Origin of the sequence: Cronobacter sp. JZ38, assembly GCF_008932145.1 — a bacterium.
GTDB lineage: Bacteria > Pseudomonadota > Gammaproteobacteria > Enterobacterales > Enterobacteriaceae > Cronobacter > Cronobacter muytjensii.
Map to the genome: position 1 here is coordinate 420,188 of NZ_CP017662.1, position 19,250 is coordinate 439,437.

The following is a 19,250-nucleotide window of genomic DNA, read 5'->3' on the forward strand; positions in this document are numbered from 1 at the left end:
CCTGCCCACGATCAGGGATGCCTGTGAGAATAGGGTTTATCCCCCCTCACTAAGGTGTCCTGAAATGACGCGTACCGCTCTGCTGAATATTGATACTCAACAATCCTTTCTTCATCGTGACTACTGGCGGGAAGATGACTTTCCGGCGTTCTGTGAGGCCATGAACGGACTCATCGACGGCTGCCGGGCGCGTAATGTACCGATCGTTGATATTTTCCATGTCGATGGCGATGCGTTATTTACGCTGGAGTCCGGCTTTGTCGCGCCAATGCCTTTTCTGCGTCATCAGGCCGCCGTGACATTTCATAAGCATGTTCATAACGCATTCACCGATACCGGGCTGGATTTATGGCTGCGCCAAAGAGATATTAACCACCTGATTATTTGCGGTATCCGTACCGAGCAGTGTTGCGAAACCACTACGCGGGTCGCCTCTGATCTGGGCTATCGGGTGACGTTTGTCAGCGAAGCGACGCTGACCTTCCCGATGACCTGGAAAGGCGTGACGCTGGATGTGGAAACGCTGCGCCACCGCACTGAAACGGTGCTGGCAGGGCGTTTCGCGACGATTAGCAGCGTAGCGCAATGTCTGGAGTCTTTGGGATGACTATTCCTGTCTGGTTTGTGGTGTTGCCTGGCGTCATGGCGCTCGATTTAACGGGCCCTGCGGAGACGCTCGCGCTCGCGGGCGATGCCTTCAGCCTGAACTATATCGGGCCTGAAGCGCACGTCACGATGTCGACCGGCCTGCAGATCGCCGGTATCGCCCCGTTACCAGACACACTGCCGCCAGGCAGTCTGCTGGTTCTGCCTGGCGTGTCGGATTCCAGCCGTTGGTTTGATACGACAGAGGCGCAGGCCGCCCGTAACTGGCTAATGCGCCTGCAACCGCAGATCCACAGCCGGAAGATCACGCTTATCTGCGTCTGTTCCGGCGCTCTTCTGGCGGCCCGCGCCGGGCTGCTGCATGGCGTGGAGTGCACCACGCATCACGATGTGCTGGCGCGCCTCAAAGCCGCCGCGCCTGGCGCACTGGTGCGCGATAACCGCATTTTCGTGGAGGACCGCGGCATCTGGACCAGCGCGGGCATTACCTCTGGTATCGATTTAAGCCTGCATCTTATTCATCGACTGAGCGGGCCACGCGCGGCCCTCGACGTGGCGCGCGAAATGGTGGTCTGGTTTCGCCGCTCCGGCGACGATCCGCAGCTGTCGCCCTGGCTGCGTTACCGTAACCATCTACACCCCGCCGTGCATCGGGCTCAGGATCTGCTGGCCGCCAATCCGCAGGGTGCGTGGAGCCTGACGGAGATCGCGGGCCGGGCGCATGTCAGCCCGCGTCACCTGTCGCGGCTCTTTAAGGAACATTTAGGGGTAAGTGTGCGTGACTATCTGGAGCAACTGCGCGTGGCGTTCGCCAGTCAGTGTTTGCTTCAGGGGCAGGGCGCTGAACAGGCGGCGCTGGCTGCCGGGTTTTCATCTGCCCGGCAGCTTCAGCGCGCCCGCCTGCGCGCGATTAACTGACCAGACGGCGGCGATCGATACGTTGCAGGAGCGCGGCCAGCAGGAGGCTGCCCGCAAGCGTCATACTAAAAATCCAGGCGATATCCAGCGCTGGCCACGCCGTCAGTTCGAGATGGCGCGTGCGCATAAAATGGATGATGAGGGCATGAAAACCGTAAATCCCCAGCGAATAACGGGCAATAAACGACAGCGGCGCAAGCTCGCGGTTAAGCGTGTTTTTCGCCAGCACCAGCAGGCTTAACGCGGCGATCAACACCAGCGGGCCGCAGTAGAGGTAAAAAGTGTCGGCAAAATTACCGTGGCTCTCCAGCGCCTGATGCGTGCCGCTGGCAATCGACACCGTGCTCACCGCCAGCAACACGCCCGCCAGCAGGCTTACCGGCCGCTGCTGCGTTTCCATCATCCCGATAGCGCGGCCCATCAGGCCATAGAGCACGTAATAAAACGTATCCCCGTTAATGTAGAGATTCACCGGCAGCCATTGCACGCCGTAGAGCTTTTGCGCCACGGTATTCGGGTTCGCCACCACGCCCAGCAGCACAATGAGCGCCAGCGCCGTGCGGCCATCAATGCGTTTCACGCTAATCAACGGCGACAGCAGATAAATCACCACGATCGCGAAGAAAAACCATAAATGGTAGAAAACGGGCTTTTGCAACAACAGCTTAAGCGACAGCTCCGCATTGATAGGCGTAAGCAATGTGATATAAGCCAGCGCCACGGCGCTGTAAAACACCAGACAGAGCGCGATACGCAGAAAATGCCGCTGGCCGGCGCTGCGCTCGCCGAAAAACAGATACCCTGAAATCATAAAAAACAGCGGTACGCTAACGCGCGATGCGGAGTTCAGCAGGTTGGCGAAATCCCAGTTCAGCGGGCTTACCAGCGACGGATTGGTGATGTACCAGGTGGTGGTGTGGATCATGATGACCATCAGACAGGCTATCGCGCGCAGGTTATCTATCCAGTGAATTTTTTGCTGCATCAGTTCCTCTGTACCATCTTTAATTATCAGCAGTGTGACTTCCTGAATCGGGATCCTGCACCACGGAACAGTCTGAGTTTCAGGACGGGCTATTGTCAGCCTGGGGACGGTTTCGCAGAATGCACGCCCCTTGTTCGCTGCGATACCCCGCGTTTGGTCGTCATTTTAACATGGAGATAACACACTATGACGAGGCTGTTGCCCCGCACGCTTTGGCTGGTTCTTTTTACGGGCGCGCTTGCCGGTTGCAGTCATGAAGAGGCGCATCCGCAGCATGCGCAAAAAGGCCGCGTCAGCGCGCCGCATTCGCTGGAAATGGAGCAGCTTTGCAAAGATAAAGCCGCCCGCCGCTATAACACCGCTGCGCAGAAAATTACCGTTAACGGCTTCGAGGCGTTCCAGGGAAGCTATGAAATGCGGGGCTATACAGCGCGCGAAGAGGGCTTTACCTGTTCTTTCGACGCCAATGGTCAATTTTTACACCTTTCTATGCGCTAATGGCGCAACCACGCGTCAACAGCCTGGTTTTGGACGTGGATTGAGGCTGTATATCTGGCGGTCAACGGGTATACTGACCGCTTCCAAATAAACCCACTCGTATCGCGTGCGAAATCATATGCAAAAGTTTGATACCAGGACCTTTCAGGGCCTGATCCTGACCTTACAGGATTACTGGGCTCGTCAGGGCTGCACCATCGTTCAACCTCTGGACATGGAAGTCGGCGCCGGCACCTCCCACCCGATGACCTGCCTGCGGGCGCTGGGCCCGGAGCCTATCGCCGCCGCTTATGTTCAGCCTTCTCGTCGCCCGACCGATGGCCGCTACGGCGAAAACCCCAACCGTTTACAGCACTACTACCAGTTCCAGGTGATCATCAAGCCGTCGCCGGACAATATTCAGGAGCTGTATCTGGGGTCGCTTAAAGAGCTGGGTATGGACCCGACCATTCATGATATTCGCTTCGTCGAAGACAACTGGGAAAACCCGACGCTCGGCGCCTGGGGCCTCGGCTGGGAAGTGTGGCTGAACGGCATGGAAGTCACGCAGTTCACTTACTTCCAGCAGGTTGGCGGCCTGGAGTGCAAACCGGTGACTGGCGAAATCACTTACGGTCTTGAGCGTCTTGCCATGTACATCCAGGGCGTAGACAGCGTTTACGACCTGGTGTGGAGCGACGGCCCGCTCGGCAAAACCACTTACGGCGACGTGTTCCATCAGAACGAAGTGGAGCAATCCACCTATAACTTCGAATACGCCGACGTGGATTTCCTCTTTACCTGCTTTGAGCAGTACGAAAAAGAAGCCCAACAGCTGCTGGCGCTGGAAAACCCGCTGCCGCTGCCTGCTTATGAACGTATTCTGAAAGCCGCCCACAGCTTCAACCTGCTGGACGCGCGCAAGGCTATCTCGGTGACCGAGCGCCAGCGCTACATTCTGCGTATCCGCACGCTGACCAAAGCTGTGGCCGAAGCCTACTACGCCTCCCGCGAGGCGCTGGGCTTCCCGATGTGCAACAGAAATAAATAAGAGGCTGCCATGTCTGAGAAAACTTTTCTGGTGGAGATTGGCACTGAAGAGCTGCCACCAAAAGCCCTGCGCAGCCTGGCGGAATCCTTCGCTGCGAATTTTACTGCTGAACTGGACGCTGCGGGCCTGACCCACGGCGTTGTAAGCTGGTTTGCAGCGCCGCGTCGCCTGGCGCTGAAAGTGGCGAATCTGAGCGCGTCGCAGCCGGATCGCGAAGTTGAAAAACGCGGCCCGGCGGTCTCTGCGGCGTTTGACGCCGAGGGCAACCCGAGCAAAGCGGCGGAAGGCTGGGCGCGCGGCTGTGGTATTACGGTCGGAGAGGCTGAACGTCTGGTGACCGATAAAGGCGAGTGGCTGATGTATCGCGCCCATGTGAAAGGCGAAAGCGCGCAGGCGCTGCTGCCGAACATGGTCAGCGTCGCGCTCTCTAAATTGCCTATCCCGAAACTGATGCGCTGGGGCGCGTCCGAGGTGCAATTCGTGCGCCCGGTACACACCGTGACGCTGCTGCTGGACGATGAAGTGCTGCCGGCGACCATTCTGGGCATTCAGTCTGACCGCGTGATCCGTGGCCACCGCTTTATGGGCGAGCCGGAATTCACCATCGACCACGCCGACCAGTATCCGCAGATCCTGCTGGAGCGCGGCAAAGTCATCGCCGACTACAACGCGCGTAAAGCTAAAATTCAGCAGGACGCCGAAGCCGCGGCCGCGAAAATCGGCGGCAATGCCGATCTGAGCGACAGCCTGCTCGAAGAAGTGACCTCGCTGGTGGAATGGCCGGTCGTGCTGACCGCGAAATTCGAAGAGAAATTCCTGGCGGTGCCGGCGGAAGCGCTGGTCTACACCATGAAGGGCGACCAGAAGTATTTCCCGGTTTACGGCACCGACGGCAAGCTGCTGCCGAACTTTATCTTTGTGGCGAATATTGAGTCCAGAGATCCGCACCAGATTATCTCCGGTAACGAAAAAGTCGTGCGCCCGCGTCTGGCGGATGCCGAGTTCTTCTTCAACACCGACCGTAAAAAACGTCTGGAAGATAACCTGCCGCGTCTCGAAACCGTGCTGTTCCAGCAGCAGCTCGGTACGCTGCGTGATAAAACCGACCGCATTCAGGCGCTTTCCGGCTGGATTGCCAGCCAGATCGGCGCAGATGTCAACCACGCGACGCGCGCGGGCCTGCTGTCCAAGTGCGACCTGATGACCAACATGGTGTTTGAATTCACCGACACTCAGGGCGTTATGGGGATGCATTACGCCCGTCACGACGGCGAAGCCGAAGACGTGGCCGTTGCGCTGAACGAGCAGTACATGCCGCGCTTTGCGGGCGATGCGCTGCCGTCAAGCCTGGTCGCCTGCGCCGTGGCGATTGCCGATAAGATGGATACTCTTGCCGGGATTTTCGGCATCGGCCAGCATCCGAAAGGCGATAAAGACCCGTTCGCGCTGCGCCGCGCCGCGCTCGGCGTGCTGCGTATTATCGTTGAGAAAAATCTACCGCTCGATCTGCAAACGCTGACCGAAGAAGCGGTACGCCTCTACGGCAGCAAGCTGACCAATGCGAAAGTGGTGGATGAGGTGGTCGACTTCATGCTGGGCCGTTTCCGCGCCTGGTATCAGGACGAAGGCTACAGCGTCGACACCATCCAGGCGGTACTGGCGAATCGTCCGACCCGCCCGGCGGATTTCGATGTCCGCATGAAAGCGGTGTCGCACTTCCGTACGCTGGACGAAGCCGCTGCGCTTGCCGCAGCCAACAAGCGCGTTTCCAACATTCTGGCCAAAGCGACCGAGCCGCTGAACGATCAGGTTCACGCGTCGGTGCTGAAAGAAGATCCGGAAATCCGCCTGGCGCTGCAGCTCGCAGTGATGCGCGACAAGCTGCAACCGCTGTTCGCGGAAGGCCGTTACCAGGAAGCGCTGGTCGAACTGGCGCAGCTGCGCGAGCCGGTGGATGAGTTCTTCGAGAAAGTCATGGTCAACGCGGATGACGCGCAGGTGCGTATTAATCGTTTGACGCTGCTGTCTAAATTACGTGAATTGTTCCTGCAGGTCGCGGATATTTCCCTGCTCCAGTAACACGTTTCGTTAATAATAAAAAACCCGCCGCTGGCGGGTTTTTTTATACGCTTTCCGCTACGCCGTATTCTTATTTTATTCCTGCAACGCAAAAAGCGTGGCCTTATTACGGGTTCACGGAATTATTAATAAGCGGGTTACGGATAATATAGCGCGCGGGTGCTCAGGCTGGCTGGCCTGGGCATGATGCAAAGGCTGGTCAGATGAATGCCCCCCTAAGTTAATTCCATTTAACCTCGGGGGAGGCTGCAATCAGTACCCAACAGCCTGATTGTAGCCTCTTCCCTATAAGGAGGCAATTATGCCAGTAAAATCCCGATATGCTTTTTTAAGCATATTAGCGCTCTGTATTACGGTGCTGTGTTTCGCCTTAATAATGCGTGACCGCTTATGTGAATTCACCATTAAAGAGGGAAGCCGGGAAATACGGGCCATCCTTGCTTACGAACCAGGGAAGTAGCCTTTGGATGGGGGAGCGATCCCCCACCCAACGGTCAGCATGTTGGGCGCGCCTGCAGGCACCCAAATTTATTCCGAAAAGCAACGCCCCCGCTTTTGCGGGGGCGTTTTGTTTGCGAAAAAAGTGTTCTGACTACCGGTTTATTCCATGAGCTGTTTACTGAGCATGGGATTCGCCTGAATCAGGCGCATCAGCTTCAGTTCGGTGCTGGAGGGTTTCACGCGGCGCGATTCCCACTCTTTAACCATCGCGACACTGACACCCATTACACGCGCCAGGTCGTCTGTTTTCAGGCCCGTTTTTTTGCGTAACAGTTCAAATTCTGAAAACGCGTTGGGTTTCTGCGGCAGGGTAACCGTTTCGGCGACATCTTTTTTAAATACAATTTGTTCGAGGCTGCTGAGCAACTCAAACATAGGGTCTTTAGATTCCATTTTGGACTCCTAAATCACACAGCGGGATCGTGAACAACTAAGAAGCTTCTTAATCATAGTTCGGAAAAAACAACCTGCGGGCAGGGTAGCAGGGAATCTTGTGACGGCGGCTCCGCAAGCCGCGGATTTGCCGGTTCGCTGGTGAAAAATCGCGTGCTAACCGGCTGATATTCAGATTTTTCTGGGCCTGAGTATAGTTTTGTAAATGATCCTGTGACGATCCGGATGAGCGGGGCGTGATCGCGTCAGTCCGGGCTTCCCTGCCCGACGCGAACGCGCTACGCCGCCTTTTCAATCAGCATCAGCAACTGCCCGGCCTGTACCTGATGCCCCTGCTGGCGCTGAAATGCGCGGATAGTGCCCGTCACCGGCGACGTGACCGGAATTTCCATTTTCATGGACTCCAGAATGCCGATGATTTGCCCCTCGCTAACCTGCTCGCCAGGCTGCACCAGCCACTGCCAGACGCTGCCCGCCACCTGGCTTTCCACGCCGCAACAGTGCTCCGGTATCGCTTCAACGATATCCTCCTGCTCCGCCAGGGCGCTGTCGAACGTGAACTGCCCGTCGGCGCGCCAGCGTGCGAGTTCTTCATCAAACGCCTGCTGGCGTTGCTGTTGAAACGCTCCAATGCTGGCGGAGTCATCCTGAAGCATCTGCTGATAATCGCGCAGGCTGAATTCGCCTTCTTCGATACGAAGCGGGTAGTCGCCCCACGGGAAACGCTCGCGGATCTCCGCCAGCGCCTCGTGACTCACCGGATAAAAGCGTATCTGATCGAAAAAACGCAGCAGCCAGGGTTGCGTAAAGTCGCGGGTTTTTCGATCGCGATTCCACATTTGCAGCGTGCGGCCCACAAACTGATAGCCGCCCGGCCCTTCCATTCCGTAAACGCACAGGTACGCGCCGCCAATGCCCACCGAATTTTCCGCAGTCCACGTACGCGCCGGATTGTATTTGGTCGTCACCAGGCGGTGGCGCGGATCAAGCGGCGTGGCGACCGGCGCGCCGAGGTATACATCGCCAAGCCCCATTACCAGATAAGAGGCGTTGAAGACGGTCTCTTTGACCTGCTCAACGCTTTCAAGGCCATTAATGCGGCGGATAAACTCAATGTTGCTCGGGCACCAGGGCGCACCGGGGCGCACCGACTGGGTATAGCGGGCAATAGCCTCGCGACACGCGTCGTCGTCCCACGAGAGCGGCAGCCAGACCGTGCGCGATGGCACCCGCGCATCATGCAGATCCCCGAGACGGAGATCGGCGTCGATCAGCGCTTTCAGCAGGATCGCGCGTGGGCAGATCGTCGGGTCGAAGTGGATTTGTAGCGAGCGGATCCCGGGCGTCATCTCAAGCCTCCCTGGCTGCGGCTGGCGTTCGAGCTGCTGCATCAGCGCGTGGACGCGAAAACGCAGGGCGATATCCAGCTTCTGCTCGCCATATTCCACCAGCAAAAAGCGATCGCCTGCGGCGCGTACCGTCATGGCGGGCATCCCGTCGCGTGCCGCCTCCTCCCAGAGGATGGGCGAGGGGAGCGGCAACGCTGGCGCAGGTGCCCGCGCGGTCGCGGTGGTGGTGTCCGCCGTCTCCAGCGTGACCGGCACAAACGTCAGCGTATCGCCCGCCTTTAGCTGGCCGAGCTTCCAGAGGTCGGCATCAATCACCGTTGCGGGGCAGACGAAACCGCCGAGCGACGGGCCGTCGGGCCCGAGGATGACGGGCATATCGCCGGTAAAATCCACGGTGCCGAAGGCGTAGGCATTATCGTGAATATTGGACGGGTGCATGCCCGCTTCGCCGCCGTCCGGCCGCGCCCATTCGGGTTTCGGGCCGATAAGCCGGATGCCGGTGCGGCTGGAGTTGTAGTGCACCTGCCAGCGCGCGGCGAAAAACGTGTCGATATCCTGCGGCGTAAAGAATTCCGGCGCGCCGTGCGGCCCGTAAATAACGCGCAGTTGCCAGTGATCCGTGAGCGCGGGGCAGGCGTCTGGCGCCAGCGTCGCCGCCGCACGCAGATCCGGTGCCGCCAGATGCAGCACGTCGCCGGTGCGCAGCGCGCGTCCGGCATGGCCGCCGAATTTGCCGAGCGTGAAAGTGCTGCGGCTGCCGAGATAGCGTGGACAATCGAGCCCGCCCGCCAGCAGCAGGTAGCTACGACAACCCGCTCCACGGATGTCGCCCAGGCGTAACGTCTGTCCGGCTGCCACCGCGATCGTCTCGCCCATCGCGAGCGGCTGACCGTCGAGCTCAGCGTCGATTTCCGCGCCGGTAAGCGCCACGGAGCAGGCGCGATTAAAGCGCAGCGTCGGGCCTCGCAGCGTGATTTCCAGCCCGGCGGCATCCTGTGGGTTGCCGAGCAGTTCATTGCCGAGCGTAAACGCCAGCCTGTCGTATGGGCCGGAAGGCGGCACGCCGACGTGCCAGTAGCCGGTGCGCCCCGGCAGGTCCTGAATCGTGGTCAGCGTGCCGCCTGCCAGCACGTCGAGCGTGGCGGGCTGCCAGCTGACCTGGCCGAGCGTCGCGGTAATGACGTTGCCGTGCCGCACCTCCGGCAGACGCAGCAGATGGCGCAGCCAGCCGAGATTGGTTTCAATGCCATAGAGGCGGCTTGCGTCAAGCGCCTGGCGCAGCGCGTCAAGCGCCTGGTCGCGTGTGGACGCATGAACGATGACTTTCGAAAGCATCGGATCGTAAAACGGCGAGACCTCGCAGCCTGCCGACACCCAGCTGTCGACGCGCAGCCGCGCGCCCGCGATGTGCTCCGGAAAAGCGACGTCGCTCAAAAGCCCGGCCACCGGCTGGAAATTTTTCGCCGGATCTTCGGCGTAGAGGCGCACCTGGATAGCGTGGCCCTGCGGCATGGGGCGCAGCGTTTCCAGCGGCGGTAGCGTCTGCGCGCCAAGCTCCACCATCCAGCGCACAATATCCACGCCGTAGACCATCTCGGTGACGCCATGCTCTACCTGTAAACGTGTATTGACCTCAAGAAACCAGAACTGCTGCGCCTGGTCGTCATAGACATATTCGACGGTGCCCGCGCTGCGGTAGTTCACCGCCTGGCACAGCCGCACCGCGGTCGCCTGAAGCGCCTCGCGCGTCGCGTCGGAAAGGCGCGGCGCGGGCGTCTCTTCAATCACTTTCTGATTGCGGCGCTGGGCCGAACAGTCGCGTTCGCCCAGGGCAATGACGTTGCCGTCGCCATCGCCGAAGACCTGTACTTCAATATGCCGCGCGCGGGCGATAAATTTCTCTAAAAAGACGCCATCATCGGCGAAATTATTACCTGCGAGGCGCTTCACGCGGGTAAACGCGTCGCTCAGCGCCTGCGCGTCGTCGCAGCGCTGCATGCCAATGCCGCCGCCACCCGCAGTGCTTTTCAGCATCACCGGGTAACCAATGGCGTGTGCGGCCTCCAGCGCGGCCTCCAGCGACTGTAACAGCCCGCTGCCGGGCAGGAGCGGCACATTATTCTGCTGCGCAAGCTCGCGGGCGCGGTGTTTCAGGCCAAAGGCCGCCATCTGTTCAGGCGTCGGGCCAAGAAATATCACGCCTTCGTCGGCGCAACGCGCCACGAAACTCGCGTTCTCACTCAAAAAACCGTAGCCGGGATGCACCGCTTGCGCGCCGCATTCGTGCAGGATGGCGAACAGTTTGTCCTGGTTTAAATAGGTGTCGCGCACGTTCCCTTCGCCAAGCGGGAAGGCCAGATCGGCGAGGCGCACATGTTCAGCGTGTTTATCGGCGTCGGCGTAAACCGCGACGGCGGTGATGCCCATCTGTTTCAGCGTGCGGATGATACGCACCGCGATAGCGCCGCGGTTGGCGATAAGAATTCGGGTAAACATAACCGGATCTCCGGCGGGCAGGTCGTCCTGCGTGGTTTTTCGCGCTGTGCGCGGGTCGTCCCGCAGCGCCAGGATTACCAGACAGCCACGTCTATCGGCGTCGGGTTATAGCCGTTACAGGGGTTGTTCAGCTGCGGGCAGTTGGAGATCAGCACCAGCACGTTCATTCGGGCGATCAGCTCCACATATTTGCCCGGCGCGGAAATCCCGTCGGCAAAAGTCAGCCCGCCGTCGCGCGTCACCGGCACGTTCATAAAGAAATTGACGTTATGGGTGATATCGCGGCGGGTCAGGCCAAATTCCGGGTGCTGCGCCACTGCCAGCATCCATGAGTCGCGGCAGGCATGCATATGGCGTTTTTCGAGGTCATAGCGCACGGTGTTGCTTTCGCACGAGCAGGCGCCGCCCAGGGTGTCGTGACGGCCACAGGTGTCGGCCACAATTTCCAGCATCGGCCGATCGTCGTTTGAGCGCAGCACGCTGCCGGTAGTGAGGAACACATTGCGCTGGCCGCGCAGGGTATCGGTCACGCTGTAGCGTTCGGCCGTGTTGTCAGCGTTAAAGAACAGCGTGTCGGCGGCCTGGTTGCCTTCGAGATCGGTAATGCGCAGCGTTTCCCCTTCGCGCAGCCGCCAGATCCAGTAGTCGCCTGCTTCGACAGTGGCGCGATACGCCGCCTGCTGCGGGTTACGGGGGCTTTCAGTCAGCATCGTCACACTCCTTCACTGAGATAGTAGAGTTGGTTATTGCGCAGACCACGCTGGTTTTCCGCACGCGCCAGACAGCGTGCCGGCAAGGGCTGGCGCGTGGCGTCAAAGGTCAGGCCGAGCGGCGCGGTGGGATAGGCTGCGGCGTCGCTGAGCGGGTGCGGGCAGGTGTGTAGCACCACCAGCGTATCCATCGCGAAACGCAGCCGGACGCGGGCGCCGGGCAGGCCCTGGGCGGTGAGCGCGAGCGCGCCGTCGTCGCCGGTTTCCACGCGGGCGAAGAAATTGACGTTGGCAGCCATGTCGCGTTTGCCAAGACCATATTTGGCAAGCTCGGTCAGAAAGCTGTCGACGCCGTTCTGATGGCGCTCGTTGCGCGCCTGCTGGTAGCGGAGCGCGCCGAACTGCGCTTCTACCTGCGAGGCGTTACTGCTGCCGCAGACGGTTTCATGCCAGCCGAAAGTGTCATCCTCAATGCCGCAGAAGATGCGTCCCATGTCGGAATAGAGGCAGTGGCCCTCCGTCAGGCGAAACGTATGCTGACATTTCAGCGTGTCCGGCGCGTTGTAGCGCTCAAGCAGGTTGTCCGGGTTGTAGAACAGCGCCGCCGCGTTAACGCCGCCGGCGATGTCGGTGAGCGTCAGGGCCGTGCCGCGACGCATCAGCAGCGACCAGTGGCTACCGGCGGGCAGGCGAGTTTCATAAAAAGTTTCCATAGCGTCTCCTTGGGTTAGCCTTCGCTTATCAAAGCCAGCGGGCGTTGTGTGGGATCAGAACCGGGAAAAGGGCGCACGACCGGGTCTGGGGGCCTGACTTTGCCGGCCGGGGCGCGATCCAGCGGGATGTCATAGGTAATGCAGGCGCCAAACGCGTCCGGCGCCTGCGGGTCGTGACGTATTTTGTCGAATACCCATAACCGCGAGCCGAGCGAAAAGCCCTCTTTGAGATCGTGCGTAATCATAAAAATGGTCAGCCGGTGGCGCTCCCACAGCTCGCTGATAAGCAGATGCATCTCGCCGCGAATGCCCGGATCGAGCGCCCCGAAGGGCTCGTCGAGCAGCAGAATGCGCGGCTGTTTCATCAGCGCCTGCGCCAGCGCGAGGCGCTGCTGCATCCCGCCCGACAGCTGATGCGGGTATTTATCCTGCGCCGCGAGCAATCCCACCTGATCCAGCATCGCGCGGGCGCGCTCGCGAAGGGCGGCGCGCGGGCGGCCCCAGACGCGTCCCAGCAGTCGCGCTTCGCGAAATTCATCCGCCAGCATGACATTGCCAATGACCGTCAGGTGTGGAAACACCGAGTAGCGCTGGAATACCACGCCGCGCTGGGCGTCCGGCTCCTGGGGTAGCGGCTGGCCGTCCAGTAGCAACTGGCCTTTGCTGGGGGCCTCGGTGCCAAGCAGCATCTTCAGAAACGTGGTTTTTCCGCAGCCGGACGCGCCGACGACCGAGACAAATTCGCCTTCCTCTACGGTGACGTTAAGCCGCTCCAGCACCACCTGGTCGCCGTAATGTTTTTCGATATTTTTCAGTTCGAGCAATGGCATAGAGGCTCCTTACCGGGCGTGATACCAGGGGAAACAGCGGCGATTGAGCCAGCGCAGCGCCAGGTCGAGCAGAAAGGCAAGCAGCGTTATCCAGGCGACGTATGGCAGGATCACATCCATCGCCATGTAGCGGCGCATCAGGAAAATGCGGTAGCCGAGCCCTTCGGTGGCGGCGATGGCCTCTGCGGCGATAAGAAACAGCCAGGCGGCGCCGAGCGATAAACGCAGCGCGTCCAGCAGGCGCGGCAGCAGTTGCGGCAGAATGACGCGCCAGAGGATCTGCGCGCTGTGCCCGCCCAGCGTCTGGGCTTTTACCAGCTGCTCCTGCGGGATTGTCATCGCCTGCATTTGTAAATCGCGCGCGATAAACGGCGTGATACCGATGACAATCAGGACCACTTTAGAGAGCTCGCCAAGCCCGAAGCAGATAAACAAAATCGGCAGAATAGCGAGCGGGGGAATGAGCGCTACGACGGTGAGCAACGGCGAGACGACCGCCCGCACCGCAGGCAGCGCGCCGCAGAACAGCCCGAGCAGTAGCGCCGCCGCGCCGCTTATCAGCGTGCCGGTAAGCAGACGCGCCAGGCTCGCGGCGGTATCGGCCCACAGAAGGTAGTCGCCGGTGCGCGGGCTGGGCGTAAAGGCCATGCGGTCAATGGCCGCGAACATCGCGTCAAAGCCTGGCAGCAGTTTATCGGCGCTGTTAGCGGCGAGGCGCGCGTCAGAGGCGATGAGATAAAAGAGGATCAGCGCCAGCAGCGGCAGCGCGCCCAGCATAACGCGGCTCATGGGCTGCGGCTGGAAGTTAATCATTTTGCGCATGGGCGCCTCCGTGGTCAGAGCTTATTGTCGGCGGCGAGGCGGATAAATTCGTCGCTGAAGTGCAGTTTGAGGTTGGCCTCATCGCCCCAGTTTCCCGCAGGCGTGGTGACGCCGACCACATCCGCAGCGGGCGCGGCGTCGCCCAGCAGACCGTGCGCGAAAGAGAACTCCGCCACTTTCTGCATGGTGGCTTTCAGTTGCGGGCTGGTGGTAAACGCCAGCGCCTGTTGCGGCGTGATGAAAAGCTGCGTGGCGGCGAGCTGGGCGTCGAAACCAGCAAGCGTGGTGCCTGCCGCTTCACCCATTTGCGTGCGGGCGGCTCTGGCGCTTTCGCTGTCGCCCTGCATGGTTTTCAGCGTTTCAAACCAGGCGCCGACCAGCGCTTTGCCCAGTTCCGGATGCGCTTTCAGGGTGGCGCTGTTCACCACCAGCAGATCGAGAATTTCGCCCGGAATTTGTGCGGATGTGAAAAGGATTTTCGAGCCAGGCTGTTTTTGCGCCTCGGCCAGCAGCGGGTTCCAGGTGACAATATTTTTAACATCCGGCGTGCCATACGCGGCGACCAGATCGGCGTCGGCAGTGTTGACGACCTTGATATCTTTTTCGCTAAGCCCGGCGGTTTCCAGCGCGCGCGCCAGCAGATAGTGCGAAACGGAGAGCTCCACCAGATTGACCGGCTGGCCTTTCAGCGCGGCGATGCTGGTGGCGGATTTAGAGAGGATGCCGTCGTTGCCGTTGGAGTAGTCGCCGATGATAAGCGCGGTGCTTTCCACGCCGCCCGCCGCCGGGATAGTCAGCGCGTCCATATTGGTCATGGTGCATCCGTCAAAGCCGCCTGCGGTGTACTGGTTTACCGACTCGATATAGTCATTCACCTGCACGAACTGGATATCAATGTTGTATTTATCGGCCCATTTTTTGACGATGCCGGTCTGCTGGGCGTAATCCCAGGGCATCCAGCCTGCGTAGACAGACCAGCAGAGCTTAAAGGCGGGTTTCGCCGCGCTGGCGGTCACGCTGAAAAGCGCGAGCGCGGCGATCAGAAGGGCTTTCTGGCAGGCGTTAAGCATGGTGGTTCCTCTGACGTTGCGTTGATAAAAGGCAGGAGGACGGCGCGTGGTGTCGCTTATCCTCCCGGGCTTTTATCCCGCCGTGTAACCGCCAGAGGGCGGTCGATCACTCTCGGACCAGCGTCTTGCGACCGGAACCCTAGTGATCCATTGCAAATTGTCTGGCGACACCGGCTTGTGGTTGTCACCCCTGCGTTTTTATTTAAGCAAGGCGCATGCCAGATTTTTTTAGTCGTTAATCCGTTGTTTTTGTGGCCTTTTCTGGAGATTACTCAGATGCGCTGGAAAACATGCGCGAAAAGCGCGCCCCTGAAAGGCGCGTTGCACCGTTGTGGCGCACGGCATGCGCTGCCCGGCATACGATGCGGGAAAGATGCCCGTATCAGGTTCTGAAAAAGATCGCTTTCTGGTAGCCAGAAGCGGGGACGCGGGATCATCCCCGGCACCTGAGGCTTTTTGCCATCCGCCAGAGCGGTAAACCGCCGGTTACCGGAGGCAAAAAGAAGAAAGCCCCGAAGGCCAATTTTCATTAACCACGAGACTCTCTTCCTGCTGAACCTATGCAGAGTAGCCTCTCGCCTGTCAGAAGCTGAGAAAACAACCGCGAAATGCGCTTATCTGATGCGTATTCATCATTTGTGTCACGTTATTCATCTTCACGCTCTTTATCTGTGCGAAATCCGCCATTAAGGACAGGTAGCGGGAGGGCGCTGCGTTTCTGGCTTACGAATCTGGTAAGTCGCTGCCAGAAGAAACCCGCCTTTTCAGGCCAGGCGACGCTGAATGTGAGCAGGGCTGCGAGCGTCTTTATCAAGGAGCGTCAGCGCAGGCCAGCGGCCCTTTTTTACGGTCACAGGGCGAACGGCGCGCGGGCCTTCGCATAATCGCTTGCGCGGCGCAATAAAGGGTATCCTGCGCGGCGCGTCTGAACTATCCTTGTGGGCGTTGAAGCACACTGGCAGTGGTGTGCGCGTTGATGAGTGAAAGGAGCAAAAAAATGGCGACAGGTAAGTCCTGCTCTCGCTGGTTCGCGCCGCTGGCGGCGTTGTTAATGGTATTCAGCCTGAGCGGGTGTTTTGATAAAGAGGGTGACCAGCGCAAAGCGTTCGTCGATTTCCTGCAAAACACGGTGATGCGTAGCGGCGAACGTTTGCCGACGCTGACCGCCGATCAGAAAAAACAGTTCGGTCCGTTCGTATCCGACTATGCCATCCTTTACAGCTACTCTCAGCAGGTGAACCAGGCGATGGACGCTGGTATCCGCCCGGTAGTGGATAGCGTAAACAGCATTCGTGTGCCGCAGGATTATATGACTCAGCGCGAGGCGCTGCGCCAGGCGAACGGTTCGCTGGGCGTGATGAGCCAGCAGTTGCAGAATGCGAAAATGCAGGCCGACAGCTCCCGTTCTTCGCTGAAGCAGGCGGACGATCTGAAGCCGGTGTTTGATAAAGCCTATGAGAAAGTGGTGACCGGCCCGGCCAATGCGCTGCAACCGCTGATCCCCGCCGCGCAGACGTTCACTCAGCAACTGGTGCAGGTGGGGGATTTCATTGCCCAGCAGGGCACGCAGGTGGGCTTTGCCGCCAACGGCATTCAGTTCCCGACCTCGCAGCAGGCCAGCCAGTATAATGCGCTGATTGGACCGCTCGCCGCCCAGCATCAGGCCTTCACTCAGGCTTACACCACCGCGACCAACGCGATGCAGTAAAAAAAACGGCTCTTACGAGCCGTTTTTTATTTCTTCACGATCTTTTATTTCTTCACGACCTGCGGATTCACGCAGTTCTGCGACACGTCGCCGTTAAGCGCGTTGATAAGATTATCCACCGCGCAGGCAGCCATGTTGTAGCGCGTCTCATGGGTGGCGGAGCCAATGTGTGGCAGCGCCACCACGTTCTTAAGCGACAGCAGCGGCGAGTCTTTCGCCAGCGGCTCCTGTTCAAACACATCCAGGCCCGCCGCATGAATCTCACCGCGTTGCAGTGCTGCAATCAGCGCCTGTTCATCCACCACCGGGCCGCGGCCCGCGTTAATGAAAATCGCGGATTTTTTCATTTTGCGGAACTGCTCCGCGCCAATCATATGATGCGTCTCGTCGGTCAGCGGCAGAATAACGCAGACGAAATCTGACTCCGCCAGCAGCGTGTCGAGATCGCAGTAGCGCGCGTTAAAGCGCTCTTCCGCCTCGCTGTGATGACGGCGCGCGTTATAGAGAATCGGCATGTTAAAGCCGAAATGCGCGCGCTGCGCCAGGGCGAGGCCAATGCGGCCCATGCCGACGATGCCGAGCGTTTTATGATGCACGTCGGTGCCGAACCAGTCCGGGCCGATGCTGCCGGTCCACTCGCCAGCTTTCACCCGCTCGGCCACTTCCAGCGCGCGGCGCGCGGTGGCCAGCACCAGGGTCATCAGCGTGTCGGCAACGGTTTCGGTGAGCACGGTGGGCGTGTGCATCAGCGCTATCTGTTTCGCGTTCAGCGCGTCCACGTCGAAATTGTCATACCCTACGGACACCGTCGAGGTGGCGCGAAGGTGGGGCATTTTCTCAAGCAACGCCGCGTCCACTTTTTCGCTGGAGCCCAGTAAACCCTGCGCCTGGCTAAAGGCATCGGCGTGCGCCGCGACGGTCTGCGGGCTGAGGTCTGGCACCCGGGTCACGCTGAAATGGTTTTCGAGGCGGGCCAGCAAATCGTCGGGCAGGGATTTGTAGAGAATGACGGACGGCTTCATGCAGATCTCCAGCTTTGAACAAAAAAGAAAGAATAGACAAGCGGACGGCGTTACGCCGCCCGCTGCGTGTTACGCGTGGCGCGCGCCTACCGGCAGGGACCGGCTGGTGGCGGGTCTGACGATTAAAGTGAGCCACACGGAGGCGAAAAGCGCTACCCCCATAAAAATGTATGAGGCAGACGGGCTGCCGGTAGCCCCGTTAAGGTAACCGACTACCCACGAGCCCACGAACGAGCCGAGCGCGCCCATGCTGTTGATAAGCGCCATCGCGCCGCCTGCCACGTTTTTCGGCAGCATCTCCGGGATGATCGCGAAGAAGGGGCCGTATGGCGCATACATTGCCGCGCCCGCAATCACCAGCAGCGTATAGGACGCCCAGAAATGGTTTGCGCCGAGCGCCCAGGAGCCGATAAACGCCAGCCCGCCAATCAGCAGCAGCGGCCAGACGAACAGTTTGCGGTTCTGCATTTTATCGGAGGCCCAGGAGACGATAATCATGGCGATGGTCGCGGCCAGATACGGCACGGCGGAGAGCCAGCCCACTTCCACCATGCCCATGTTTTCGCTGCCGCTGCGGATAATCGACGGCAGCCACAGCACGAACCCGTAAACGCCAATGCTCCACGCGAAATATTGCGCGCACAGCAGGATCACGTTACGCGAGCGGAAGGCTTCGCTGTAGTTACGCACCGCCTTGATGCCTTCCTGTTCTTTATCCAGTTGCGCCTGCAGCGCCGCTTTTTCGTTATCGGCCAGCCATTTCACCTGGGTCGGTTTGTCTTTAACCAACACCCACCAGCAGAAAGCCCAGATGACAGCGGGCACCCCTTCGATGATGAACATTTCTCGCCAGCCGAACGCCTGAATCAGATAACCCGACACCACCGACATCCACAGCACCGTGACCGGGTTGCCGAGGATCAGGAAGGTGTTAGCGCGCGAGCGCTCCGATTTCGTAAACCAGTTACTGATGTAAATCAGCATGGCGGGCATCACGGCCGCCTCCACCACGCCGAGAATGAAGCGGATCGCCGCCAGCATCGGAATATTGCTGACCACGCCGGTCAGCGACGCGCAGCCGCCCCACAGGATCAGGCAGATGAAAATGAGCTTGCGCACGCTGCGGCGCTCGGCATAAATCGCGCCGGGGATCTGGAAGAAGAAATACCCCAGAAAGAACAGCGCGCCGAGCAGCGATGAGATGCCTTTGGTAATGCCGAGATCGTCATTGATGCCCGCCGCCGAGGCGAAGCTGAAGTTTGCGCGGTCGAGGTACGCCAGGCTGTACGTGATAAACACGATTGGCATGATGTACCACCAGCGTTTTGAAGCGTTAGTCGGACTTTTCATCGTATTCCCTCTGTGGTTGAGGTGGGTGCGTCTCATCGGTGTAGGGGACGACGGACGCTGTTAATACTGTCTGTTCCAGGGTGATGAGCGACCGCTCACCCCGGCCCTCTCCCGAACGGAGAAGGGAAAATCGTTCTCGTCTGGCGGGTGAGGGGATACTTTTTGTTGCG

Annotated in this window: 17 protein-coding genes and 1 riboswitch; of the genes, 7 read left to right on the top strand and 10 right to left on the bottom strand. The window is 59.7% G+C overall.

Annotation, left to right across the window (positions count from 1 at the left end):
• Positions 1-64 precede the first annotated feature (64 nt).
• Entirely contained in the window at positions 65-607 is a 543-nt protein-coding gene (locus BJP61_RS01940) for an isochorismatase family protein (protein WP_171997751.1), read from the top strand.
• On the top strand, positions 604-1,524 hold the full coding sequence (locus BJP61_RS01945) for a helix-turn-helix domain-containing protein (RefSeq protein WP_171997752.1): 921 nt from the start codon (positions 604-606) through the stop codon (positions 1,522-1,524). The genes BJP61_RS01940 and BJP61_RS01945 overlap by 4 nt, the downstream gene beginning before the upstream one ends.
• Here BJP61_RS01945 and BJP61_RS01950 read toward each other — a convergent pair.
• Positions 1,517-2,509 (bottom strand): acyltransferase, encoded by a 993-nt coding sequence (locus tag BJP61_RS01950; RefSeq protein ID WP_171997753.1) that lies wholly within the window; start codon positions 2,507-2,509, stop codon positions 1,517-1,519. The two genes, BJP61_RS01945 and BJP61_RS01950, sit on opposite strands and share 8 nt — an antisense overlap.
• Before the next feature lie 186 nt (positions 2,510-2,695).
• Between BJP61_RS01950 and BJP61_RS01955 the strand changes: the two genes are divergently transcribed.
• From BJP61_RS01955 to BJP61_RS01970, 4 genes are all read left to right on the top strand, one after another.
• Entirely contained in the window at positions 2,696-3,007 is a 312-nt protein-coding gene (locus BJP61_RS01955; RefSeq protein ID WP_038866729.1) for a YsaB family lipoprotein, read from the top strand.
• 118 nt (positions 3,008-3,125) lie between these two features.
• Positions 3,126-4,037: a glycine--tRNA ligase subunit alpha gene (gene glyQ, locus BJP61_RS01960; RefSeq protein WP_004387598.1), complete on the top strand. Its 912-nt coding sequence runs from the start codon at positions 3,126-3,128 to the stop codon at positions 4,035-4,037.
• Positions 4,038-4,046: 9 nt separating this feature from the next.
• Positions 4,047-6,116 carry a glycine--tRNA ligase subunit beta gene (glyS, locus tag BJP61_RS01965; RefSeq protein ID WP_171997754.1) on the top strand — a complete coding sequence of 690 codons (2,070 nt, stop codon included), beginning with the start codon at positions 4,047-4,049 and terminating at the stop codon, positions 6,114-6,116.
• A gap of 301 nt (positions 6,117-6,417) precedes the next feature.
• Entirely contained in the window at positions 6,418-6,576 is a 159-nt protein-coding gene (locus tag BJP61_RS01970; RefSeq protein WP_071601133.1) for a Hok/Gef family protein, read from the top strand.
• A 140-nt stretch (positions 6,577-6,716) separates the two neighbouring features.
• Here BJP61_RS01970 and BJP61_RS01975 read toward each other — a convergent pair whose 3' ends face one another.
• The 7 genes from BJP61_RS01975 to BJP61_RS02005 form a co-directional block, all read right to left on the bottom strand.
• Entirely contained in the window at positions 6,717-7,010 is a 294-nt protein-coding gene (locus BJP61_RS01975; RefSeq protein WP_171997755.1) for an HTH-type transcriptional regulator, read from the bottom strand.
• 278 nt (positions 7,011-7,288) lie between these two features.
• A complete protein-coding gene (gene uca, locus BJP61_RS01980) occupies positions 7,289-10,855 on the bottom strand; it encodes an urea carboxylase (RefSeq protein WP_171997756.1) in 3,567 nt (1,188 codons plus the stop codon).
• Positions 10,856-10,929: 74 nt separating this feature from the next.
• Positions 10,930-11,565, bottom strand: coding sequence for an urea amidolyase associated protein UAAP2 (locus tag BJP61_RS01985; RefSeq protein WP_038866736.1), 636 nt, complete (start codon positions 11,563-11,565; stop codon positions 10,930-10,932).
• A 2-nt stretch (positions 11,566-11,567) separates the two neighbouring features.
• On the bottom strand, positions 11,568-12,278 hold the full coding sequence (locus BJP61_RS01990; RefSeq protein ID WP_038866738.1) for an urea amidolyase associated protein UAAP1: 711 nt from the start codon (positions 12,276-12,278) through the stop codon (positions 11,568-11,570).
• 14 nt (positions 12,279-12,292) lie between these two features.
• Positions 12,293-13,108 (bottom strand): ATP-binding cassette domain-containing protein, encoded by an 816-nt coding sequence (locus tag BJP61_RS01995; RefSeq protein WP_038866740.1) that lies wholly within the window; start codon positions 13,106-13,108, stop codon positions 12,293-12,295.
• Between the two features lie 9 nt (positions 13,109-13,117).
• Positions 13,118-13,930 (bottom strand): ABC transporter permease subunit, encoded by an 813-nt coding sequence (locus BJP61_RS02000; RefSeq protein ID WP_038866742.1) that lies wholly within the window; start codon positions 13,928-13,930, stop codon positions 13,118-13,120.
• Positions 13,931-13,944: 14 nt separating this feature from the next.
• On the bottom strand, positions 13,945-15,000 hold the full coding sequence (locus BJP61_RS02005) for a putative urea ABC transporter substrate-binding protein (RefSeq protein ID WP_161580072.1): 1,056 nt from the start codon (positions 14,998-15,000) through the stop codon (positions 13,945-13,947).
• Between the two features lie 59 nt (positions 15,001-15,059).
• Positions 15,060-15,154, bottom strand: a riboswitch (guanidine-I (ykkC/yxkD leader).
• 843 nt (positions 15,155-15,997) lie between these two features.
• Between BJP61_RS02005 and BJP61_RS02010 the strand changes: the two genes are divergently transcribed.
• On the top strand, positions 15,998-16,708 hold the full coding sequence (locus BJP61_RS02010) for a DUF3053 domain-containing protein (protein WP_075193992.1): 711 nt from the start codon (positions 15,998-16,000) through the stop codon (positions 16,706-16,708).
• Positions 16,709-16,752: 44 nt separating this feature from the next.
• Here the strand turns inward: BJP61_RS02010 and ghrB are convergent, their stop codons facing one another.
• The gene (ghrB, locus tag BJP61_RS02015; RefSeq protein WP_038866749.1) at positions 16,753-17,730 is read right to left on the bottom strand and encodes a glyoxylate/hydroxypyruvate reductase GhrB; all 978 of its coding nucleotides are present in this window, start codon (positions 17,728-17,730) and stop codon (positions 16,753-16,755) included.
• 69 nt (positions 17,731-17,799) lie between these two features.
• Entirely contained in the window at positions 17,800-19,080 is a 1,281-nt protein-coding gene (locus BJP61_RS02020; RefSeq protein WP_171997757.1) for an MFS transporter, read from the bottom strand.
• Positions 19,081-19,250 lie beyond the last annotated feature (170 nt).